General features: G+C 71.4%; 13 protein-coding genes. 8 read left to right on the forward strand and 5 right to left on the reverse strand.

From position 1 onward, the window contains the following. Positions 1–157: 157 nt before the first annotated feature. Positions 158–3,172: a S8 family serine peptidase gene (locus AB0B86_RS04655; RefSeq protein WP_357402596.1), complete on the reverse strand. Its 3,015-nt coding sequence runs from the start codon at positions 3,170–3,172 to the stop codon at positions 158–160. A gap of 236 nt (positions 3,173–3,408) precedes the next feature. Between AB0B86_RS04655 and AB0B86_RS04660 the strand changes: the two genes are divergently transcribed. Continuing rightward, entirely contained in the window at positions 3,409–4,179 is a 771-nt protein-coding gene (locus tag AB0B86_RS04660) for a serine/threonine protein kinase (protein WP_357402594.1), read from the forward strand. A gap of 446 nt (positions 4,180–4,625) precedes the next feature. Here AB0B86_RS04660 and AB0B86_RS04665 read toward each other — a convergent pair whose 3' ends face one another. Both AB0B86_RS04665 and AB0B86_RS04670 read right to left on the reverse strand, forming a co-directional pair. Then, positions 4,626–5,876, reverse strand: a complete 1,251-nt coding sequence (locus AB0B86_RS04665; RefSeq protein ID WP_357402592.1) for a DUF222 domain-containing protein — start codon at positions 5,874–5,876, stop codon at positions 4,626–4,628. 328 nt (positions 5,877–6,204) lie between these two features. Then, positions 6,205–6,684, reverse strand: a complete 480-nt coding sequence (locus tag AB0B86_RS04670; RefSeq protein WP_357415269.1) for a helix-turn-helix domain-containing protein — start codon at positions 6,682–6,684, stop codon at positions 6,205–6,207. A gap of 103 nt (positions 6,685–6,787) precedes the next feature. Here AB0B86_RS04670 and AB0B86_RS04675 point away from each other — a divergent pair, with 103 nt between their 5' ends. Beyond that, the gene (locus AB0B86_RS04675; RefSeq protein ID WP_357402588.1) at positions 6,788–8,335 is read left to right on the forward strand and encodes an MFS transporter; all 1,548 of its coding nucleotides are present in this window, start codon (positions 6,788–6,790) and stop codon (positions 8,333–8,335) included. A gap of 30 nt (positions 8,336–8,365) precedes the next feature. Here the strand turns inward: AB0B86_RS04675 and AB0B86_RS04680 are convergent, their stop codons facing one another. Continuing rightward, positions 8,366–9,232: an oxidoreductase gene (locus AB0B86_RS04680; RefSeq protein WP_357415271.1), complete on the reverse strand. Its 867-nt coding sequence runs from the start codon at positions 9,230–9,232 to the stop codon at positions 8,366–8,368. 132 nt (positions 9,233–9,364) lie between these two features. On the opposite strand from AB0B86_RS04680, the gene AB0B86_RS04685 reads away from it, so the two are divergent. The 3 genes from AB0B86_RS04685 (at position 9,365) to AB0B86_RS04695 (ending at position 12,002) form a co-directional block, all read left to right on the forward strand. Further along, on the forward strand, positions 9,365–10,246 hold the full coding sequence (locus AB0B86_RS04685) for a helix-turn-helix transcriptional regulator (protein ID WP_357402584.1): 882 nt from the start codon (positions 9,365–9,367) through the stop codon (positions 10,244–10,246). 93 nt (positions 10,247–10,339) lie between these two features. Further along, positions 10,340–10,882: a TetR family transcriptional regulator gene (locus AB0B86_RS04690; RefSeq protein ID WP_357402582.1), complete on the forward strand. Its 543-nt coding sequence runs from the start codon at positions 10,340–10,342 to the stop codon at positions 10,880–10,882. Between the two features lie 88 nt (positions 10,883–10,970). Next, complete coding sequence (locus AB0B86_RS04695; RefSeq protein WP_357402580.1) at positions 10,971–12,002, forward strand: zinc-binding dehydrogenase; 1,032 nt, start codon at positions 10,971–10,973, stop codon at positions 12,000–12,002. Here the strand turns inward: AB0B86_RS04695 and AB0B86_RS04700 are convergent, their stop codons facing one another. Continuing rightward, positions 12,003–12,164, reverse strand: a complete 162-nt coding sequence (locus AB0B86_RS04700) for a hypothetical protein (protein ID WP_357415274.1) — start codon at positions 12,162–12,164, stop codon at positions 12,003–12,005. 150 nt (positions 12,165–12,314) lie between these two features. Between AB0B86_RS04700 and AB0B86_RS04705 the strand changes: the two genes are divergently transcribed. The 3 genes from AB0B86_RS04705 (at position 12,315) to AB0B86_RS04715 (ending at position 14,900) form a co-directional block, all read left to right on the forward strand. After that, positions 12,315–12,488: a hypothetical protein gene (locus AB0B86_RS04705; protein ID WP_357402578.1), complete on the forward strand. Its 174-nt coding sequence runs from the start codon at positions 12,315–12,317 to the stop codon at positions 12,486–12,488. Positions 12,489–12,555: 67 nt separating this feature from the next. Next, on the forward strand, positions 12,556–13,770 hold the full coding sequence (locus AB0B86_RS04710) for a PP2C family protein-serine/threonine phosphatase (protein ID WP_357402576.1): 1,215 nt from the start codon (positions 12,556–12,558) through the stop codon (positions 13,768–13,770). 68 nt (positions 13,771–13,838) lie between these two features. Then, the gene (locus AB0B86_RS04715) at positions 13,839–14,900 is read left to right on the forward strand and encodes a DUF2855 family protein (RefSeq protein WP_357402574.1); all 1,062 of its coding nucleotides are present in this window, start codon (positions 13,839–13,841) and stop codon (positions 14,898–14,900) included. Position 14,901 lies beyond the last annotated feature (1 nt).

Below are 14,901 nucleotides of genomic sequence, written 5' to 3' on the forward strand. Positions count from 1 at the left end.
GGGCGGACGGGAGTTGGGCTCCCGCCGCCCCGTGTCGTGTCCTCGCCGCCGTCGATCACCGTGGGGCGAGCAGATCACCTCCGTCCGGCGGGACAATGGGCCGGCGGACCGGCGGTGACCTGGGTCACACGCCGATCCGCCGGGTTGGGGGAGAGGGTCAGGACTGGATGGTGACCGGCACGGTCTTCAGCGAGCCGTCACCGTTGCGGAACTCGACCAGCCCGACGTAGCGCTGACCCGCCGCGAGGCCGGACCAGCGCACTGTCAGGTTCGCCGTCGCGCCCGGCTGCACGCTGCGCTGCTTCGGGTCGATGGTGAACCGGCCGGTCGAGGTGCCCGGCGCTCCCGGCAGGTAGCTGGTGATGGTGTACGCGTTGGCTTCGTCCTTGATGTTCTCGGTGAACTCCTGCTCGACGACCACTATGTAGTCGCCGGCGCCGTCCGGCAGGCTGACCTTGGCGCCGATCCGGGTGCTGGCCGTGGCCGTGACGAACTTCCCGGACGTGTCGTAGACGTTGAGGCTGAACTCGGTGCACTCCATCACGCCCTCCTCGTCCTCCCAGTCGATGTGGGAGCAGGTGGGTCGTGCCGATGTCACGTGGATCTCCGGGCTGCGGGTGCCGGCCGGTACGTGCAGGGTGGTCTTGCTGATGGCCGCGGGCAGCGGCACCGGCAGGTTGTTCGACGTGCTCCAGTCCCAGCTCGGCCCCTCGCCCGTCAGGGTGACCGCGGTGCTGGTGCCCGCGGTCAGGCCGGAGAGCTGGGAGATCAGCTGACCCTTGTAACCGACCTCGGCGGCGATCCGGACGCTGCCGGAGGTGCCCGTGCCGGTGATGGCGTCGGGCGCGACCAGCCCCGAGTTGCGCACGACCAGTGGGCTGCGTACCTCGTGCGTGAACTGGTCGCGCCAGGTCAGCGAGCCGTCGGCCCAGGTGTCGAACGCCCCGCCGGTGTTGGTGACCTCGACGGTGAAGCGGGCGCTCTGGCCCGGACGGATCTGCAACTTCTTCGGGGTGACAGTGACCTGGTAGCCCGGCGGGGCCTGCACCGACGACGTGTAGGTGCTGGTCTTGTCGCTGACGTTGGTGACCGTGCGGGTCACGCTCTGCTTGCCGACCATCCGGCCCAGCGAGATCGACGGGTAGTTGAGCTGCGCGGTGTCGATCGCGCCGATGGTGTCGCAGCCGTCCAGGTCACCGAGCCCGTAGTCGCCGCCCCGGTCGGCCGACACCCCGCACAGGTACTTGATCCAGTCCTGCTGGTTGGAGTCGTAGACCAGGCCCGGGTCGAAGGCGCTGCCCGGCTTCACCTGACCGGCGCCGTAGTTCAGCGGGGTGGCGTCGTACGTGCCGATCTTGATCGGGTTGCCCTTGTCGGTCTTGTCCACGGCGCTTGTCATGAGCGCCGAGCGGACCGCCGCCGGCGACCAGCCGGGGTGCTTGGCCAGCAGCAGCGCGGCGATGCCGGCGATGTGTGGCGCGGCCATCGAGGTGCCCGACTCCAGGGCGAAGTCGTTGCCGCCGATGGACGGCGAGAACGCCGCGACGATGTCCTGGCCGGGCGCGCTGATGTCCGGCTTGAGCAGCTCACCGGCGTTCAGGTTGGACGGGCCGGCCGAGGAGAACGCGGCGACCGCGGGTGCCTCGACGGTCTCCAGCCTGCTTGGCGAGATGGTCGCCGTGGCGTTGCCCTTCGCGACGTACGCGCTGACAGTGGCCAGGTCGACCTCGTTGATGTGCACTGTCGGCACGGTCTGCACGTCGGCGTTGAGGGAGTTCAGCTCCTCGTTGTACAGCACCATGCCGACGCCGCCGGCCCGGGCCACCTCGATGCTCTTGTCGGTACGCGGGATCTCGCCGCGCAGGCAGAGCACGATAGCGCCCTTGACCTTGGCGGGGTCGAGTGTGTCGTCGGCGCAGAGGCCGGCGCCGTAGGCCCCGTCCGGGTCGAGCGCGCTGTCCTTCGCGAAGACCAGCGGGGCCGGCCCGACACCGGTCTCGCCCATGCCCACACCGGCGATCGTGGTGCCGTCGCCGAGGTTGAGCTGCCGGGTGTTCTGCCGGTCGGTGGTGCTCGCGGCCACAGTGGTAAGCCACGGCGTCGAGTTGTCGACGGTGTTGGCGAAGGGGCCGGAGTTGCCGGCGGCGGCGGCGACGAACACCCCAGCGGCGGCGGCGTTGAAGAACGTGGCGTCGACTGCCCCGAACTGCTCGGTGTCGTCACCGATCGAATAGTTGATCACGTCCACGCCGTCGGCGACCGCGTCGTCGATGGCGTGCACGATGTCGATGTCGGTACCTGTCGCGCCGCCCGCCCCGTTGTCGTACAGCGCCTTGTAGATCGCCAGGCGCGCGGCCGGCGCCATTCCGGAGATCAGGCCCAGGTCCTGGGTGCCCGAGGTCGCCCGGACGCCGTGCAGGCCGGCCGCGGTGCTGGCGGTGTGGGTGCCGTGGCCGTTGCGGTCACGCGGCGAGGAGTAGTCGTCCGGGAACGTGTCGGCGATGCCGCTGTCGTTGTACCAGCGGGCGCCGATCACCTTGTTGTTGCAGGTGACCGGCGCTTCGATGCCGACGTCGCAGGTGCCCTTCCACTTGGCGTCGATGACTGCCTGGTCCGGGCGCGGGCTGGGCAGCGGCGCGAAGCTCGCGCTCTCCGGCCAGTAACCACTGTCGATGACCCCGACGATGACGCCCTCGCCCGCGTGGGAGTCGCCGCGGAACTCGTTCTGCCACACCCCACCCTTGCCGGTCAGGCCCAGGTAGTCCGGAGTGTGTGAGGTGGTCGCGTGCACCTGGTGGCTCTCGTAGACCGCCCGCACCCCGCGGGTGGCGCGCAGCCGGGCGGCCTGCGGCCCGGTCAGGTCGGCGGCGAAGCCGTTGAACGCGGTCTCCATCGTGACGCGGGTGCGGTCGGCCGGCACACCGACACGGTCCAAGACTGACGTGCGCTGCTGCCGCAGGTGGTCGCGGTACGCCTTGGCGCTGCCCGACGTGCGGTTCAGCTTGGCGCCGACGGTCGGCTTGGTCGCCGCGATCCCGGGCACCCCGCCGGTGTACGTGGCCAGCGGCTCCTCGTCGAGCTGGACCAGGTAGCGGGCGGTCGGTCCACTGCTTGTCGGCGCCGCGGTGGCGCTGCCGGGCAGGCTGGTCAGGCCGGCCGTGGTCAGTGCCACGGCGGCCAGCATGCTGACCCCGCGCCTGACCCGTCCGGTCCGATGTGTGTTCGGTTGTGGCACGTCGTTGCCTCCACGTTCGGTGCCGGCCGCCACGACTGATGACGGTGGCCGAAACCTAGGTTCGGCACCGATCATCGAGAAGCACTCGTAACCTGGCTGTCATCTTGGAAACAGGCTCGTAACACAAGGGGTACTTTGCGCGTCATTTGGACGACGCCGACTCGGGGGTGTCGATGTCATTTCAGCGGTTTTCGGTGCCGGCGATCGAGACGGCCTTCGTGGTCTTCGACGAACAGGACTCCGGCTGCCTCTCCTACGGGGTCGAGCAGGCGGGCCGGCGGTGGCTCGTCAAGACGGCCATCACGGCCGAGGGCAGAGCCTCCCTCGACCGAGCCCGCGCGGTGCACGCCGCAGTCAGCCACCGCACGATCGTCCGTCCAATCCGGACGGTCGACGGACCGGCCGGGCCAACGCTCGTCTACCCCTGGTACGACGGCGACGTGTTGAACCACGCCACCGTGCATGGTGCGGACCGGACCGGGCTCTCCCGGTTCCAGCAACTGCCGTTGCCGCAGGTCGAGGCGGCCCTCGACGCGATCCTCGACGCTCATCTCGCCGTCAGCGCCGCCGGCCTCGTCGCGGTCGACCTCTACGACGGCTGCTTCCTGTACGACTTCTCCGCCGCACGGATGCGGTTGATCGACCTGGACGAGTACCGCCCCGGACCCTTTGTGCTCGACGCCGAACGGCTGCCCGGCTCGCGGCGCTACATGGCGCCGGAGGAGTTCGTCCGGGGCGCGGTGATCGACGAGCGGACCACCGTGCACCTGCTCGGCCGCACCCTGCGCCACCTGCTTGACTCGCCCGCGGGCTGGCGGGGCAACGACGACAAGCGTCGCGTCGTGGACCGGGCGACCAGGGCGGCCCCTGCCGAGCGTTACTCCGGCGTACCGGCGCTGGTCCGCGCATGGCGGGAGGCGGCTCGCCGCCCAGGAAGCCCATGACGCCGGCCCGCGACATCCTGACCCTCCCCGGGGTGGCCCTCCCCGGGGTGGCCCTCCCCGCGGGTGGCCCTCCCCGGGGTGGCCCTCCCCGGGGTGGCCCTCCCCGCGGTGGCCCTCCCCGCGGGTGGCCGTCTCCGGGGTGGCCTTCCCCGCGGGTGGTCGTCTCCGTGGTGGCTCTCCCCGCGAATGGCCTTCCCCGCGCGGGTGGCACTCCCCGCGGGTGGTCGTCTCCGAAGGTGGTCGGCCGTCACGGGGGTGGGTGGCTGTGGGTAGGGACGTGGCCCGCGGCGGGCCGGGCTCACACCCGGCGCCGGCCTGTGCGGTCGCGCCACCGTGGTGGTCCCGCCGAGCGCGCGCGGGTCATCGAGCACCCCGGCCCAGCGACGTGGAGACCTGCCTGGAACCGACTGCGTGGCGAAGGTGGGTTCAGCGTCGGTAGGTCGTGTCTATGTCCGCCGGTGGTAGTGGTTGCGGCGGGGGAGTTGTTCGGGGTCGAGCCAGGCCGGTGGGATGAATTCGGGCTGACCGTCGCCGGCCAAGCGGACGGTCCAGTCGCTGTGGTGGAGGTGTCGGTGGTGGTGGCCGCAGAGCAGGACGGCGTTGGCCAGGCTGGTGTCGCCGCCGTCGGCCCAGTGTCGGATGTGGTGGGCGTCGCACCAGCGGGGTGGGCGGTCGCAGCCGGGGAAGGCGCAGCCGCGGTCGCGGAGGACGAGTGCGCGTCGGAGTGGGCCGGTGATGAGGCGGCGTTGTCTTCCGACGTCGAGGACCTGGCCGGCGCTGCCGAGGATGGCGGGCAGGATCGCGGCGTCGCAGGCGAGCCGACGCACCGTCTCCGGGGTGAGCCGCAGCCCGGTGTCGAGGGTGCCGGCGTCGAGTTGTCTCGCGAGCATGTCGTAGCTGGTGGTGACGACGATCTGCGCGGGATCGCCGCCGTGCTCGGGTAGGTCGCCGGTGCGCAGGCTGAGTCGGCACAGGTCGGCGAGTGCGTCGTGGCGGCGTTGCCCGGGGGAGCGTCTGTCGTCTGGACCGGACGGGGCGGTCAGCGGGTCGATGGCGGCGCGGAGCAGGCCGGCGGTTTCGGTGTCGAGGGTGCCGGTGAGTCGGAGCCGCCCGTCGGACAGTTCGGAGAGGGTGAGGTGACGGTCGCGGGTCGCTTGGCGGGCTTCGGCTTCCAGTGCTGCCCGAGCGGCGGCGTCGGCGGCCTCGGGTGCGACGTGGTCGAGGATGCGGGTGCCGAGTTTGCGCAGGAGGGTGCTGTCGAACTGGCCGGCCCACTCGGTGAGCACACCGACGGCCTTGTCGGCGGCCTCCGCGCCGGCGGCCGTGTGCACGGTGGTGACGGTGTCGGCGATGACCCGGGCCTGGTCGAGGGTGATGTCCCCGTTGGCCAGAGCGGCGCGTACCCCAGGATTGCCGCTTTCCAGGGCGGCGGCGAGGTCGACGAGCCGGCGGGCGGCGGGAACGGTGAGCCGGAGTCGTTCGCGCAGCCAGACCGCTGTGCTGGACGCGCCCTGCGCGCGGGCGGTGCCCCGACCGTCGATCTCGCGAACCAGGGCGAGCGTGACGGCGGCGAGGCGTTGCGCCAGGCGGTGTGCGGCGTCGAGCGCCGCGATCAGCTCATCGTCGGCGAGGGCCCAGGCGGCGTCGTCGACGCAGACGGCGACGGCGTCGTCTGCCCGCGCCAACTCCTCAACCATGACCAGAGACTAGAACAGGTGTACGACAGTTTTAGCGATCAAAATCGATTGATAAGTGGTGCTGTGCTGGTGCCATCGGGACCTCAGGTTGGCGGCCCGCATGCCGATTTGCGAGGAATGACGCCCGGCCCGGCGGCCCGCCTGCCCGGCCGCCGCGAGGAATGACGGCCGCCCCGGCGGCCCGCGCGCCCGGCCGCCGCGAGGAATGAGCCCGCCCGCCTGCCGGTCGCCTCGGATCGAGCCCGCCCCGGCGGCCCGCGCGCCCGGCGGCCCGCGCGCCCGGCGGCCCCGCGCGCCCGGCGGCTCCCGTGCCCGGCCGGCTCGGCCGTCAGGCGCGTCGGATGATGCCCGGGCCGGCGGCGATGTCGATGTCGCCGTCCGTGATCTCGTGGCCGGCGGCGCAGCGGAGTACCGCGCGGACCGGCTCGCCGCAGTCGTGGTGGGTGGCGACGACGGATGGGCCGGCGTCGTCGGCGGCCCAGGTGTCGCCCCAGTTGCGCAGGGCGGTGATGACCGGCAGGAGTTCGCGGCCTTTGCGGGTGAGTTGGTACTCGTGGCGGGTGCGCTGCCCGGGCTCCCGGTACGGGATGCGTTCGAGTAGGCCGGCGGCGAGCATTTCCTTGAGTCGGGCGGCCATTGCGGGTTCACCGACGCCGACCCGGCGGACGAAGTCGTCGAAGCGGCGCGTGCCGAGCAGGGCCTCGCGCATGATCAGGACCGTCGACCTGCTGCCCACGATGTCCATCGCCCGGGCCACCGAGCAGTTCTCGCTCGACCAGGAGTCGCGGTCTTCCCGTAGGTCTTCCATGTCACCCAGCCTATCTGACTTGCATTGCGATTAGTCAGGTGCTTCACTGGGGCGTGCTGACTTCTGCATATGCAAGTCAGCCCGCCCGTCCCTGAGGATGCCAGTGACCAGCAACACCGCAGCCCCACCCGCGCCCGGACCGGCCGGCGTCGTCCGGTCGTCGGTCCGTGGCTCCCGTCCGGTGACCCTGATCGCCATGTGTCTGGGCGCGATGATCACGTTCTTCCAGATCACCGCGACGGTATCCGCGCTGACCACGATCCAGCAGGATCTGCGGGTCGATCCGACCACCCTGATCTGGGTCCCCAGCGCCTACACGCTGATGGTGGCGAGCGTGGTGCTGTCCGCGGCCACCCTCGGCAACCGCTACGGGCGCAAGCGCATGTTCGGTGCCGGAGTCATCGCGATGATCGTTGGTGCCGCCGTCGTGGCCAGCGCCCCGACCGTGGCCTGGGTGATCGTCGGGCAGCTGGTCGCCGGCCTCGGCGGAGCCCTGATCCTGCCGAACAGCCTGGCGATCCTCGGCGCGACCTTCACCGATCCGCACCGACGTACCGAGGTCATCACCGCGTGGTCGGCGGCCTCCGGCATCGGGCTCGCGGTCGGCCCGCTCATCGCCGGCACGCTGCTCCAGCACCACCGGTGGCACAGCGTCTACCTGTCGACCATCGTGCTCGGCGTCATCACTCTCGTCGTCGCCGCCGTCGGGGTGGCCGAGTCCCAGCCGAGCGCCGCCCGACTCGACGTACCCGGCCTCCTGCTGGGCACCGTCGCCATCGCCGCCGCCGTCTACGCGATGATCCAGGGTGGCAAGGCCGGCTACGCCAGCCCGGTGGTGCTGGTGGCGTGGATCGTCGCGCTTGTCGCACTTGTGGGGTTCGTGTTTGTCGAGCTACGGGCCGGTGCGCCAATGCTCGACGTACGGCTGTTCCGGTCCGCGTCGTTCAGCGCCGTCATGGTCGTCGCCGCGGTATCGCTGTTCGGCTTCACCGGCGTGGCGATCCTGCTTGTCCTCTTCCACGAGCGGGCCCAGGCGCTCAGCCCGCTGGACACCGGCTGGCGGATGCTCGTGCTCTTCGGCGCCTACGCGCTCACCGCCTTCGGCGTCGGGCAGGCGATCCGTCGTACCGGCTTCAAGGCACCGATCGCCCTCGGCCTGGTCCTGGGTGCGGTGGCCAGCTTCGCGCTGGCGGCCCAGGGCCCCACCACCTCGTTCGGTGCTCGCTGGGCGCTGTTCGCGTTGTTCGGCGTCGCCAGTGCTCTGGTGGTGGCCCCGGCGACGGCGGCGGCCCTGGCCAGCGTCGCGCCCGCTCAGGCCGGCATGGCCTCCGGTGCGGTGAACGCCGCCCGCCAGGTCGGCTCCGTGCTCGGCGCGTCCCTGCTGGGCACGCTCCTGACCACCACCATGCTTGCCGACCTGCCCGACCGGCTGGCCGCGCACCAGGTCGGCGAACCCACCCGGTCCGCCGTGCGGGCGGCGGTGGCCGCCGGTGCCACCGGCGACCAACCGCTGCCCGATCCGGTCCGGGCGGCACTGGCCGAGGCGCTGACCTCCGGCGTCCAGGCCGGCCTGCGCATCACCGGGATCGTCTTCCTGGTCACCGCCGTGCTCACGCTCGCACTCGTCCGCAACCGCCCGCGCCAGCACTAGGGGCTGTCGGCCAGTCCTGATGAAACAGCCCTAGGAACCGATGGTGTCCAGTTCCTCGATCGCGTCGGCCGGCAGCTTCAGCTCGGCCGCCGCGAGGTTCTCCCGCAGGTGCGCCAGCGTCGAGGTGCCCGGGATCAGCACGGTCGTCGGGGAGCGCTGGAGGAGCCAGGCGAGGGCGACCTGCTGCGGCGAGGCGCCCACCCGGGCGGCCACGTCGTTGAGGGTGTCGGACTGCAACGGCGTGAACCCGCCGAGCGGGAAGAACGCCGCGAACGCGATGTTCTCCGCCGCGCACCTGTCCACCAGGGCGTCGTCCTTGCGGTTGGCGAGGTTGTAGAGGTTCTGGACGGTGACCACCGGGGCGATGGCCTGGGCCTCGGTGAGCTGGTCGAGCGTGACGTTGCTGAGCCCGAGGTGCCGGATCAGCCCTTCCTGTCGCAGGTCCGCGAGGGCGCCGAACTGCTCGGAGAGGGGATCGTCGCCGGTGCCCTCGGCCACCCCGACCCGCAGGTTGACCACGTCGAGGACGTCCAGGCCGAGGTGTCGGAGGTTGTCCCGGACCTGGGCCTTCAGTTCGTCCGGCTCCAGCGCCGGGATCCAGGAGCGGTCGGCGCCGCGTCGCGCGCCGACCTTGGTGACCAGGTGCAGATCCTCGGGGTACGGGTGCAGCGCCTCGCGGATCAGCTCGTTCACCACCACCGGGCCGTAGAAGTCGCTCGTGTCGATGTGCCGGACCCCGCGCTCGACGGCCTCGCGGAGCACGGCGAGCGCCTGCTCGCGGTCGCGGGGCGGGCCGAACACACCCGGGCCGGCCAACTGCATCGCCCCGTAGCCCATCCGGCTCAGGGTGAGGCCGTCAGCCAGGGTCAGGGATCCGCCGGGAAGGTTCTCGCTCATGTGGTCCTCTATCCGTGCTGGGAGTCGGTACGCCTCGACTGTGCGCCGACGGTCGGCCGACCGGCAGGGCGAGCTGTTCCTGGTAGTGACACGCCCAGTCAACGGACGGCCGGGCGATCTACCGTCGGTGGTATGGACGCGATGAACCCACTCGGCGACTTTCTGCGTGCCCGTCGGGAGCAGACCCGGCCCGAGGACGTCGGGCTCGGTCCCGGCGTGGGCCTGCGCCGGGTGCCGGGGCTGCGGCGCGAGGAGGTGGCGATGCTGGCCGGCATCAGCGCCGACTACTACCTGCGGTTGGAGCAGGGACGCGAACGGCACCCCTCGGTGCAGGTGCTCGATGCCCTGGCCGGGGTGCTGCGGTTGGATCCGGAGGCGACCGCGTACCTGATCGGGTTGAGCCGGGCGCGGTCGCGTCGGGCGGTCCGACCGGCCGCCGATCGGGTGCCGGCCAGCATCCTGCACCTGCTGCGGCAGCTCGACATGCCGGCCTTCGTGCAGAACCGCTACCTCGACATCCTGGCCTCGAACCCGATGGCGAGGGTCCTGTCGCCGAATCTCGCCCCGGGCGCGAACCGACTCCGCGCGGTGTTCCTGGACCCTGCCGAACGGGAGCTGTTCCGCGACTGGCGGCAGGCGATGCAGAGCGTGGTGGGGCAGATGCGCGCCGACTCGGGCGGGGCCACCGACGACCCCCGGTTGACGGCGCTGGTGGGGGAGTTGTCCCTCAAGAGCGACTGCTTCCGCCAACTGTGGGCGCGGCACGAGGTGCGTAGGCGGGAGGGTGTGGTCAGCCGACTGCATCATCCCGAGGTGGGTGACCTCGACCTGTACTGCGACAAGCTCGCCGTCGCGGGCGCCGACGGGCAGCTGCTGGTGATCTACCACGCCGAGCCGGGTACGGAGTCCGCGCGCTCGCTGGCGCTGCTCGGCTCGCTCGCCGCCAGCACCCGGGACGACCTTCCGGACAGCGTCCGACCCGGTGACCCGGCCCGGCTCTACCCGTCCGAGTGAGCTGCGTGGGTGGGGACGTGCGCGTAGCGCTGCGCACCGGCGGCCGGGCCGACGGACTTGACGACCATTGTTTGTGAGTGCACACTTACAAACATGCGATCCACCGCCGAGGCCCGTCGGGTCACCGTGCTGAACGCCGCGGTGTCGGCGTTCGCCCGCACCGGCTTCCATGCCACCCCGGTCACCGCAGTGGCCGCCGCCGCCGGCATCTCCGAGGCGTACGTCTTCCGGCTCTTCGCCGGCAAGCTCGGGTTGTTCGTGGCGGCGGCCGGGGCGTGTTTCGACAGGATCGCCGCGGCGATCGAGGCGGGCGCGGAGCAGGCCGCGGGGAGCAGCCCCGAGGAGATCCTCGACGCCATGGGCCGCGCGTACGCGGAGTTGATCGCCGACCGTGACCTGTTGCTCTTCCAGGTGCAGGCGCAGGCCGTCACGGACATCCCCGAGATCGCCGAGGCGGTGCGGGCCGGCTACCGGCGGATCGCGACCTTCGTGCAGGACCGGGCCGGTGCCGACGACGCGCAGGTGCAGCGCTTCTTCGCGTACGGCCAGCTCTGTCACCTGATCGTCACGGCCGGCCTGGAGCAGGTCTCCGAGCCGTGGGCCCGCGCGCTGACCGCCGGCATCCGCCACCCCTGACCCGACCACCGACCCTGGGCCACGACAGTGGCCCATTTTTTGACCCGGACAAGTGTGTGAGTGCACACTTACAAACAAGGAGAATCCGATGAACCCGGATGCGACGATCACCGAAGTGGTGCTGCCCGGCGTGGTGGAGCCCGACGGACTCCACCTGCGCCGACGCGCCATGCCCGTCCCCGCCCGGGGGCAGGCGCTCGTCCAGGTCGAGGCCACCGGCATCTCGTTCGCCGAACAACAGATGCGCCACGACCGCTACCCCGGCCAGCCGAAGTTCCCCTTCGTGCCCGGCTACGACCTCGTCGGCACGGTCCGGGCGGTCGGCCCCGGCGCGGACGACGCACTCATCGGCACCCGGGTCGCGGCGGTCACCAAGACCGGCGGGTGGGCCTCCCACGCGCTCGTCGACATCGACGCCCTGACCCCCGTACCCGCGGATCTGGACCCCGCCGCCGCCGAGACGGTAGTCGTCAACGGTGTGACGGCCTGGCAGATGTTGCGGAAGGCGGGCCTGCGGGCCGGGCAGACCATCCTCGTGCACGGCGCGAACGGTGGCGTCGGCACGGTACTCGTCCAACTCGGACGACACCTCGGCCTGCGGGTCATCGGCACCGCCGCCGCACGGCACCACGCCGCGCTGCGTGAACTCGGCGTCGAACCGCTCGACTACCGTGACCCGGATCTGGCCGCCCACGTGCGTGCGCTGTCGCCGGGCGGTGTCGACGCCGTCTTCGACCCGGTGGGTGGCCCGGGTGTACGAACCTCGTACGGCCTGCTCGCCCCCGGCGGCTCGCTCGTGGTCTACGGCAACGCCGCCGCCGTGAACTCCGGCCAGCCGATCGGGTGGGTCTTCGTGAAGGTGCTGACGCGCCTTTACACCTGGAACGCGCTGCCGAACGGCCACCAGGTCGGCTTCTACAACTTCTGGGCCGGTCACCTCACCCGCCGTACCGCGTTCCGGCGTCGCCTGCGCACCGACCTGGGCATCGTGCTCGACCTGCTGCGGCAGGGGGTGATCGTGCCGCAGATCGCCGCCCGCTACCCGCTCAGCGAGGTCTCCACCGCGCTGGTGTTCGCCGAGACACGCAGCCGGGCCGGCAAGGTGGTGCTGGAGCCCTGATCAATCGATCCGAGGCGCCGGCAGCGCGTCCCGGTCGGTCGGGTGGCCGGTGCCGGTGCGGTGGCGCACCGCGAGGGCGTACGGTGAACACGTCGCCCGGGACTGCGGTGGCCGCCGGACGCCGTCCGCCACCAGCCGAAACAGGGCCTTACCGATCGTCATCCCCACCGCCGCGACGGCTGGTCGTGTTAGTGACCGCCGGCCCCGTCCCGGCTGTCGGGTCCGCCTGTCAGCACCGCCGGGACGGCGGTGGTCCGGACCGCCGCCGTCCGTGCGAATGACAGTCCTGAACGCCTAAGAGGAGAGCACCAGATGAGCATCGCCAGGCACCGGATCGTCACCGCGCTGCGCGACCGGGGCCAGCAGGCCAGAGCCGACTGGGTCGAGCGCGAACTGCCGGAGCGGGTGGACCCGGCCAAGCACTCGGGGTTGCTCGCCACCCTGCACCTCGACCCGGCCGACCTCGCCGATGTCCCAACTCGCTGAGGGCAAGGTAGCCTCACGGTCGCACCACGTGCTCCCGCGGTCGGGGAGGATTCGGGGAGGTGGGAGCTTGGGTGACGTCGGCGAGATGGTGCGTTGGCTCCAGCTCAACGCACCCAGGGGCGGTCCGGACGAGCTGTCCCAGCTCGTGGCCCAGGCGGCTCCCGCCATCGACGCCACCGAGATCGTGATCTACCTGGCCGACTACACGCAGTCCCTGCTCGTGCCGCTGCTCGGCGCGGGTCTGGTCCGGGACGCGTTGTCGATCGAGACGACTCTCGCCGGGCGGGCCTTCACCAACCTCGACATCCAGCGCGCCCCCGACAGCCCGGATCGGGTCTGGGTGCCACTGCTGCTCGGGTGCGAACGGATGGGCGTGCTGGAGGTCGTCTCGCCGGCCGCCGCCGACCCGGCGATGGACGGCCCAGCCTGGGAGGTGGCGGTGAACATCGCCCAGATCCTGGTCAACCGGCGGCTCTACGGTGACGTGGTCGAGCGGATGCGGCGGCGGCTGCCGATGCAGGTCGCCGCCGAGATCGTGTGGGGGCTGCTGCCGCCGCTGACCTTCGCCACCGACGACCTGGTGATCACCGCGATCCTCGAACCCTGTTACGACGTCGGCGGCGACATCTTCGACTACGCGTTGAACGGGGACGTGCTCAGCGTCGGGCTCTTCGACACCTGTGGGCACGGCATCAAGGCGAGCACGCTTGCCTCACTCGTGGTCAGCGCGTACCGCAACGCCCGCCGGTGTGGGCTCGACCTGGTCGACACGGCGATCAGCATCGACAAGTGGGTGCGTTCCGAGCACCCCAACTTCTTCGCGACCGGGCTGCTCATCGAGCTGGACCATCGGACCGGCAGACTGAGCACGATCAACGCGGGTCACCCGGGTGCGATGTTGCTGCGCGACGGCAAGGCCATTCGGGAGCTGCCGGGGCCGACGGCGTTGCCGCTCGGCCTGGGTCACCTGTCGGCCCGCCGCCCGACGGTGCACGTGGAGGAGTTGCACCCGGGCGACCGGATCCTCGCCTACACCGACGGCATCACCGACGCGCGGAGCTCCGACGGCATCCAGTTCGGGTTGGAGCGGCTCATCGACTTCGTCAACCGCGCCCTCAACGACGGGTTGCCCAGCCCGGAGACGATGCGTCGCCTGGTGCGTGCCGTCGTCGGCTACCAGGACGATCGGCTTGAGGACGACGCCACAGCGCTCTTCCTGGAGTGGCGGCCCCCGCATCTGCCGCTCGCGCACCTCCGCGACCTCGCCGCTTCCCGGTCCTGACCGGAGCAGTGGGATTTTGCACTCTCAGTGCACTTGTCTGGGTCGGCGCGGGTGTCTAGCGTCACCTCATGGCCGACTCATGGACCTTCGCCGTGGCGCGTGACGACCTCGGACGGACCACGCTCGTCGATGGCGACCCGCCCGCGGTGGCCGACGGCGAGGCGCTGCTGCGGGTGGACCGGGTCGGCCTGACCGCCAACAACGTGACCTACGCGGTGCTCGGTGAGGCGATGCGTTACTGGCAGTTCTTTCCGCCGGTGGGGCTCGGGCCACAGTGGGGTCTGCCGCCGCTCTGGGGCTTCGCCGAGGTGGTCGCCTCCACTGTCGCGGGCGTCGTGGTGGGGCAGCGGATCTACGGCTATCTCCCGCCCGCGGGTCACCTGCTGGTCCGGCCGGACCGGGTGGACGCGTCCGGGTTCCGGGACGCCAGCCCGCACCGGGCCGAGCTGCCGTCCCCGTACAACGCGTACCGGTCGACCACGGGCGACCCGGCGTACCGGCCCGACCAGGAGGATCTGCTGATCCTGTTCCGGCCGTTGTTCTTCACCTCGTTCATGCTTGCCGACCAGGTTCTCGACAACGACTGCTACGGTGCCGAGTCGCTGCTGCTGTCCTCGGCGTCGAGCAAGACCGCGTACGCCGCCGCGTTCGAGCTGCGTGGGCGCGGGCCGCGCCTGGTCGGGCTCACCTCACCCGGCAACCTGACCTTCACCCGCTCGCTCGGCTGCTACGACCAGGTCGTCGCGTACGACGACATCGAGGCACTGGACGCCGTTGCCTCGGTGTACCTCGACCTGTCCGGCGCGCCCTCGACCCGGGCCGCCCTGCGTCGGCACCTCGGCGACCGGTTGGTCCGGGACATCGCTGTCGGCCTCACCACCCAGACGCCGAACGCCGACGCCGCCGACGAGGTGTTCTTCGCGCCGGTACAGATGCGCAAACGCGGCCAGGACTGGGGCCGTGCGGGGCTCGACGAGCGGTTCACCGAGGCCTGGCAACGCTTCACCGCGATCGTGGGCGGGTGGCTCGACGTCCAGGTCGGTGCCGGGCCGGCGGCCCTCCAGCGGGCCTGGCTCGACGTCCTCGCCGGTCGTACGCCGCCACGGGTGGGTCACGTCGTCCAGCTCTGAG

Source organism: Micromonospora sp. NPDC049047, assembly GCF_040649135.1.
GTDB lineage: Bacteria > Actinomycetota > Actinomycetes > Mycobacteriales > Micromonosporaceae > Micromonospora.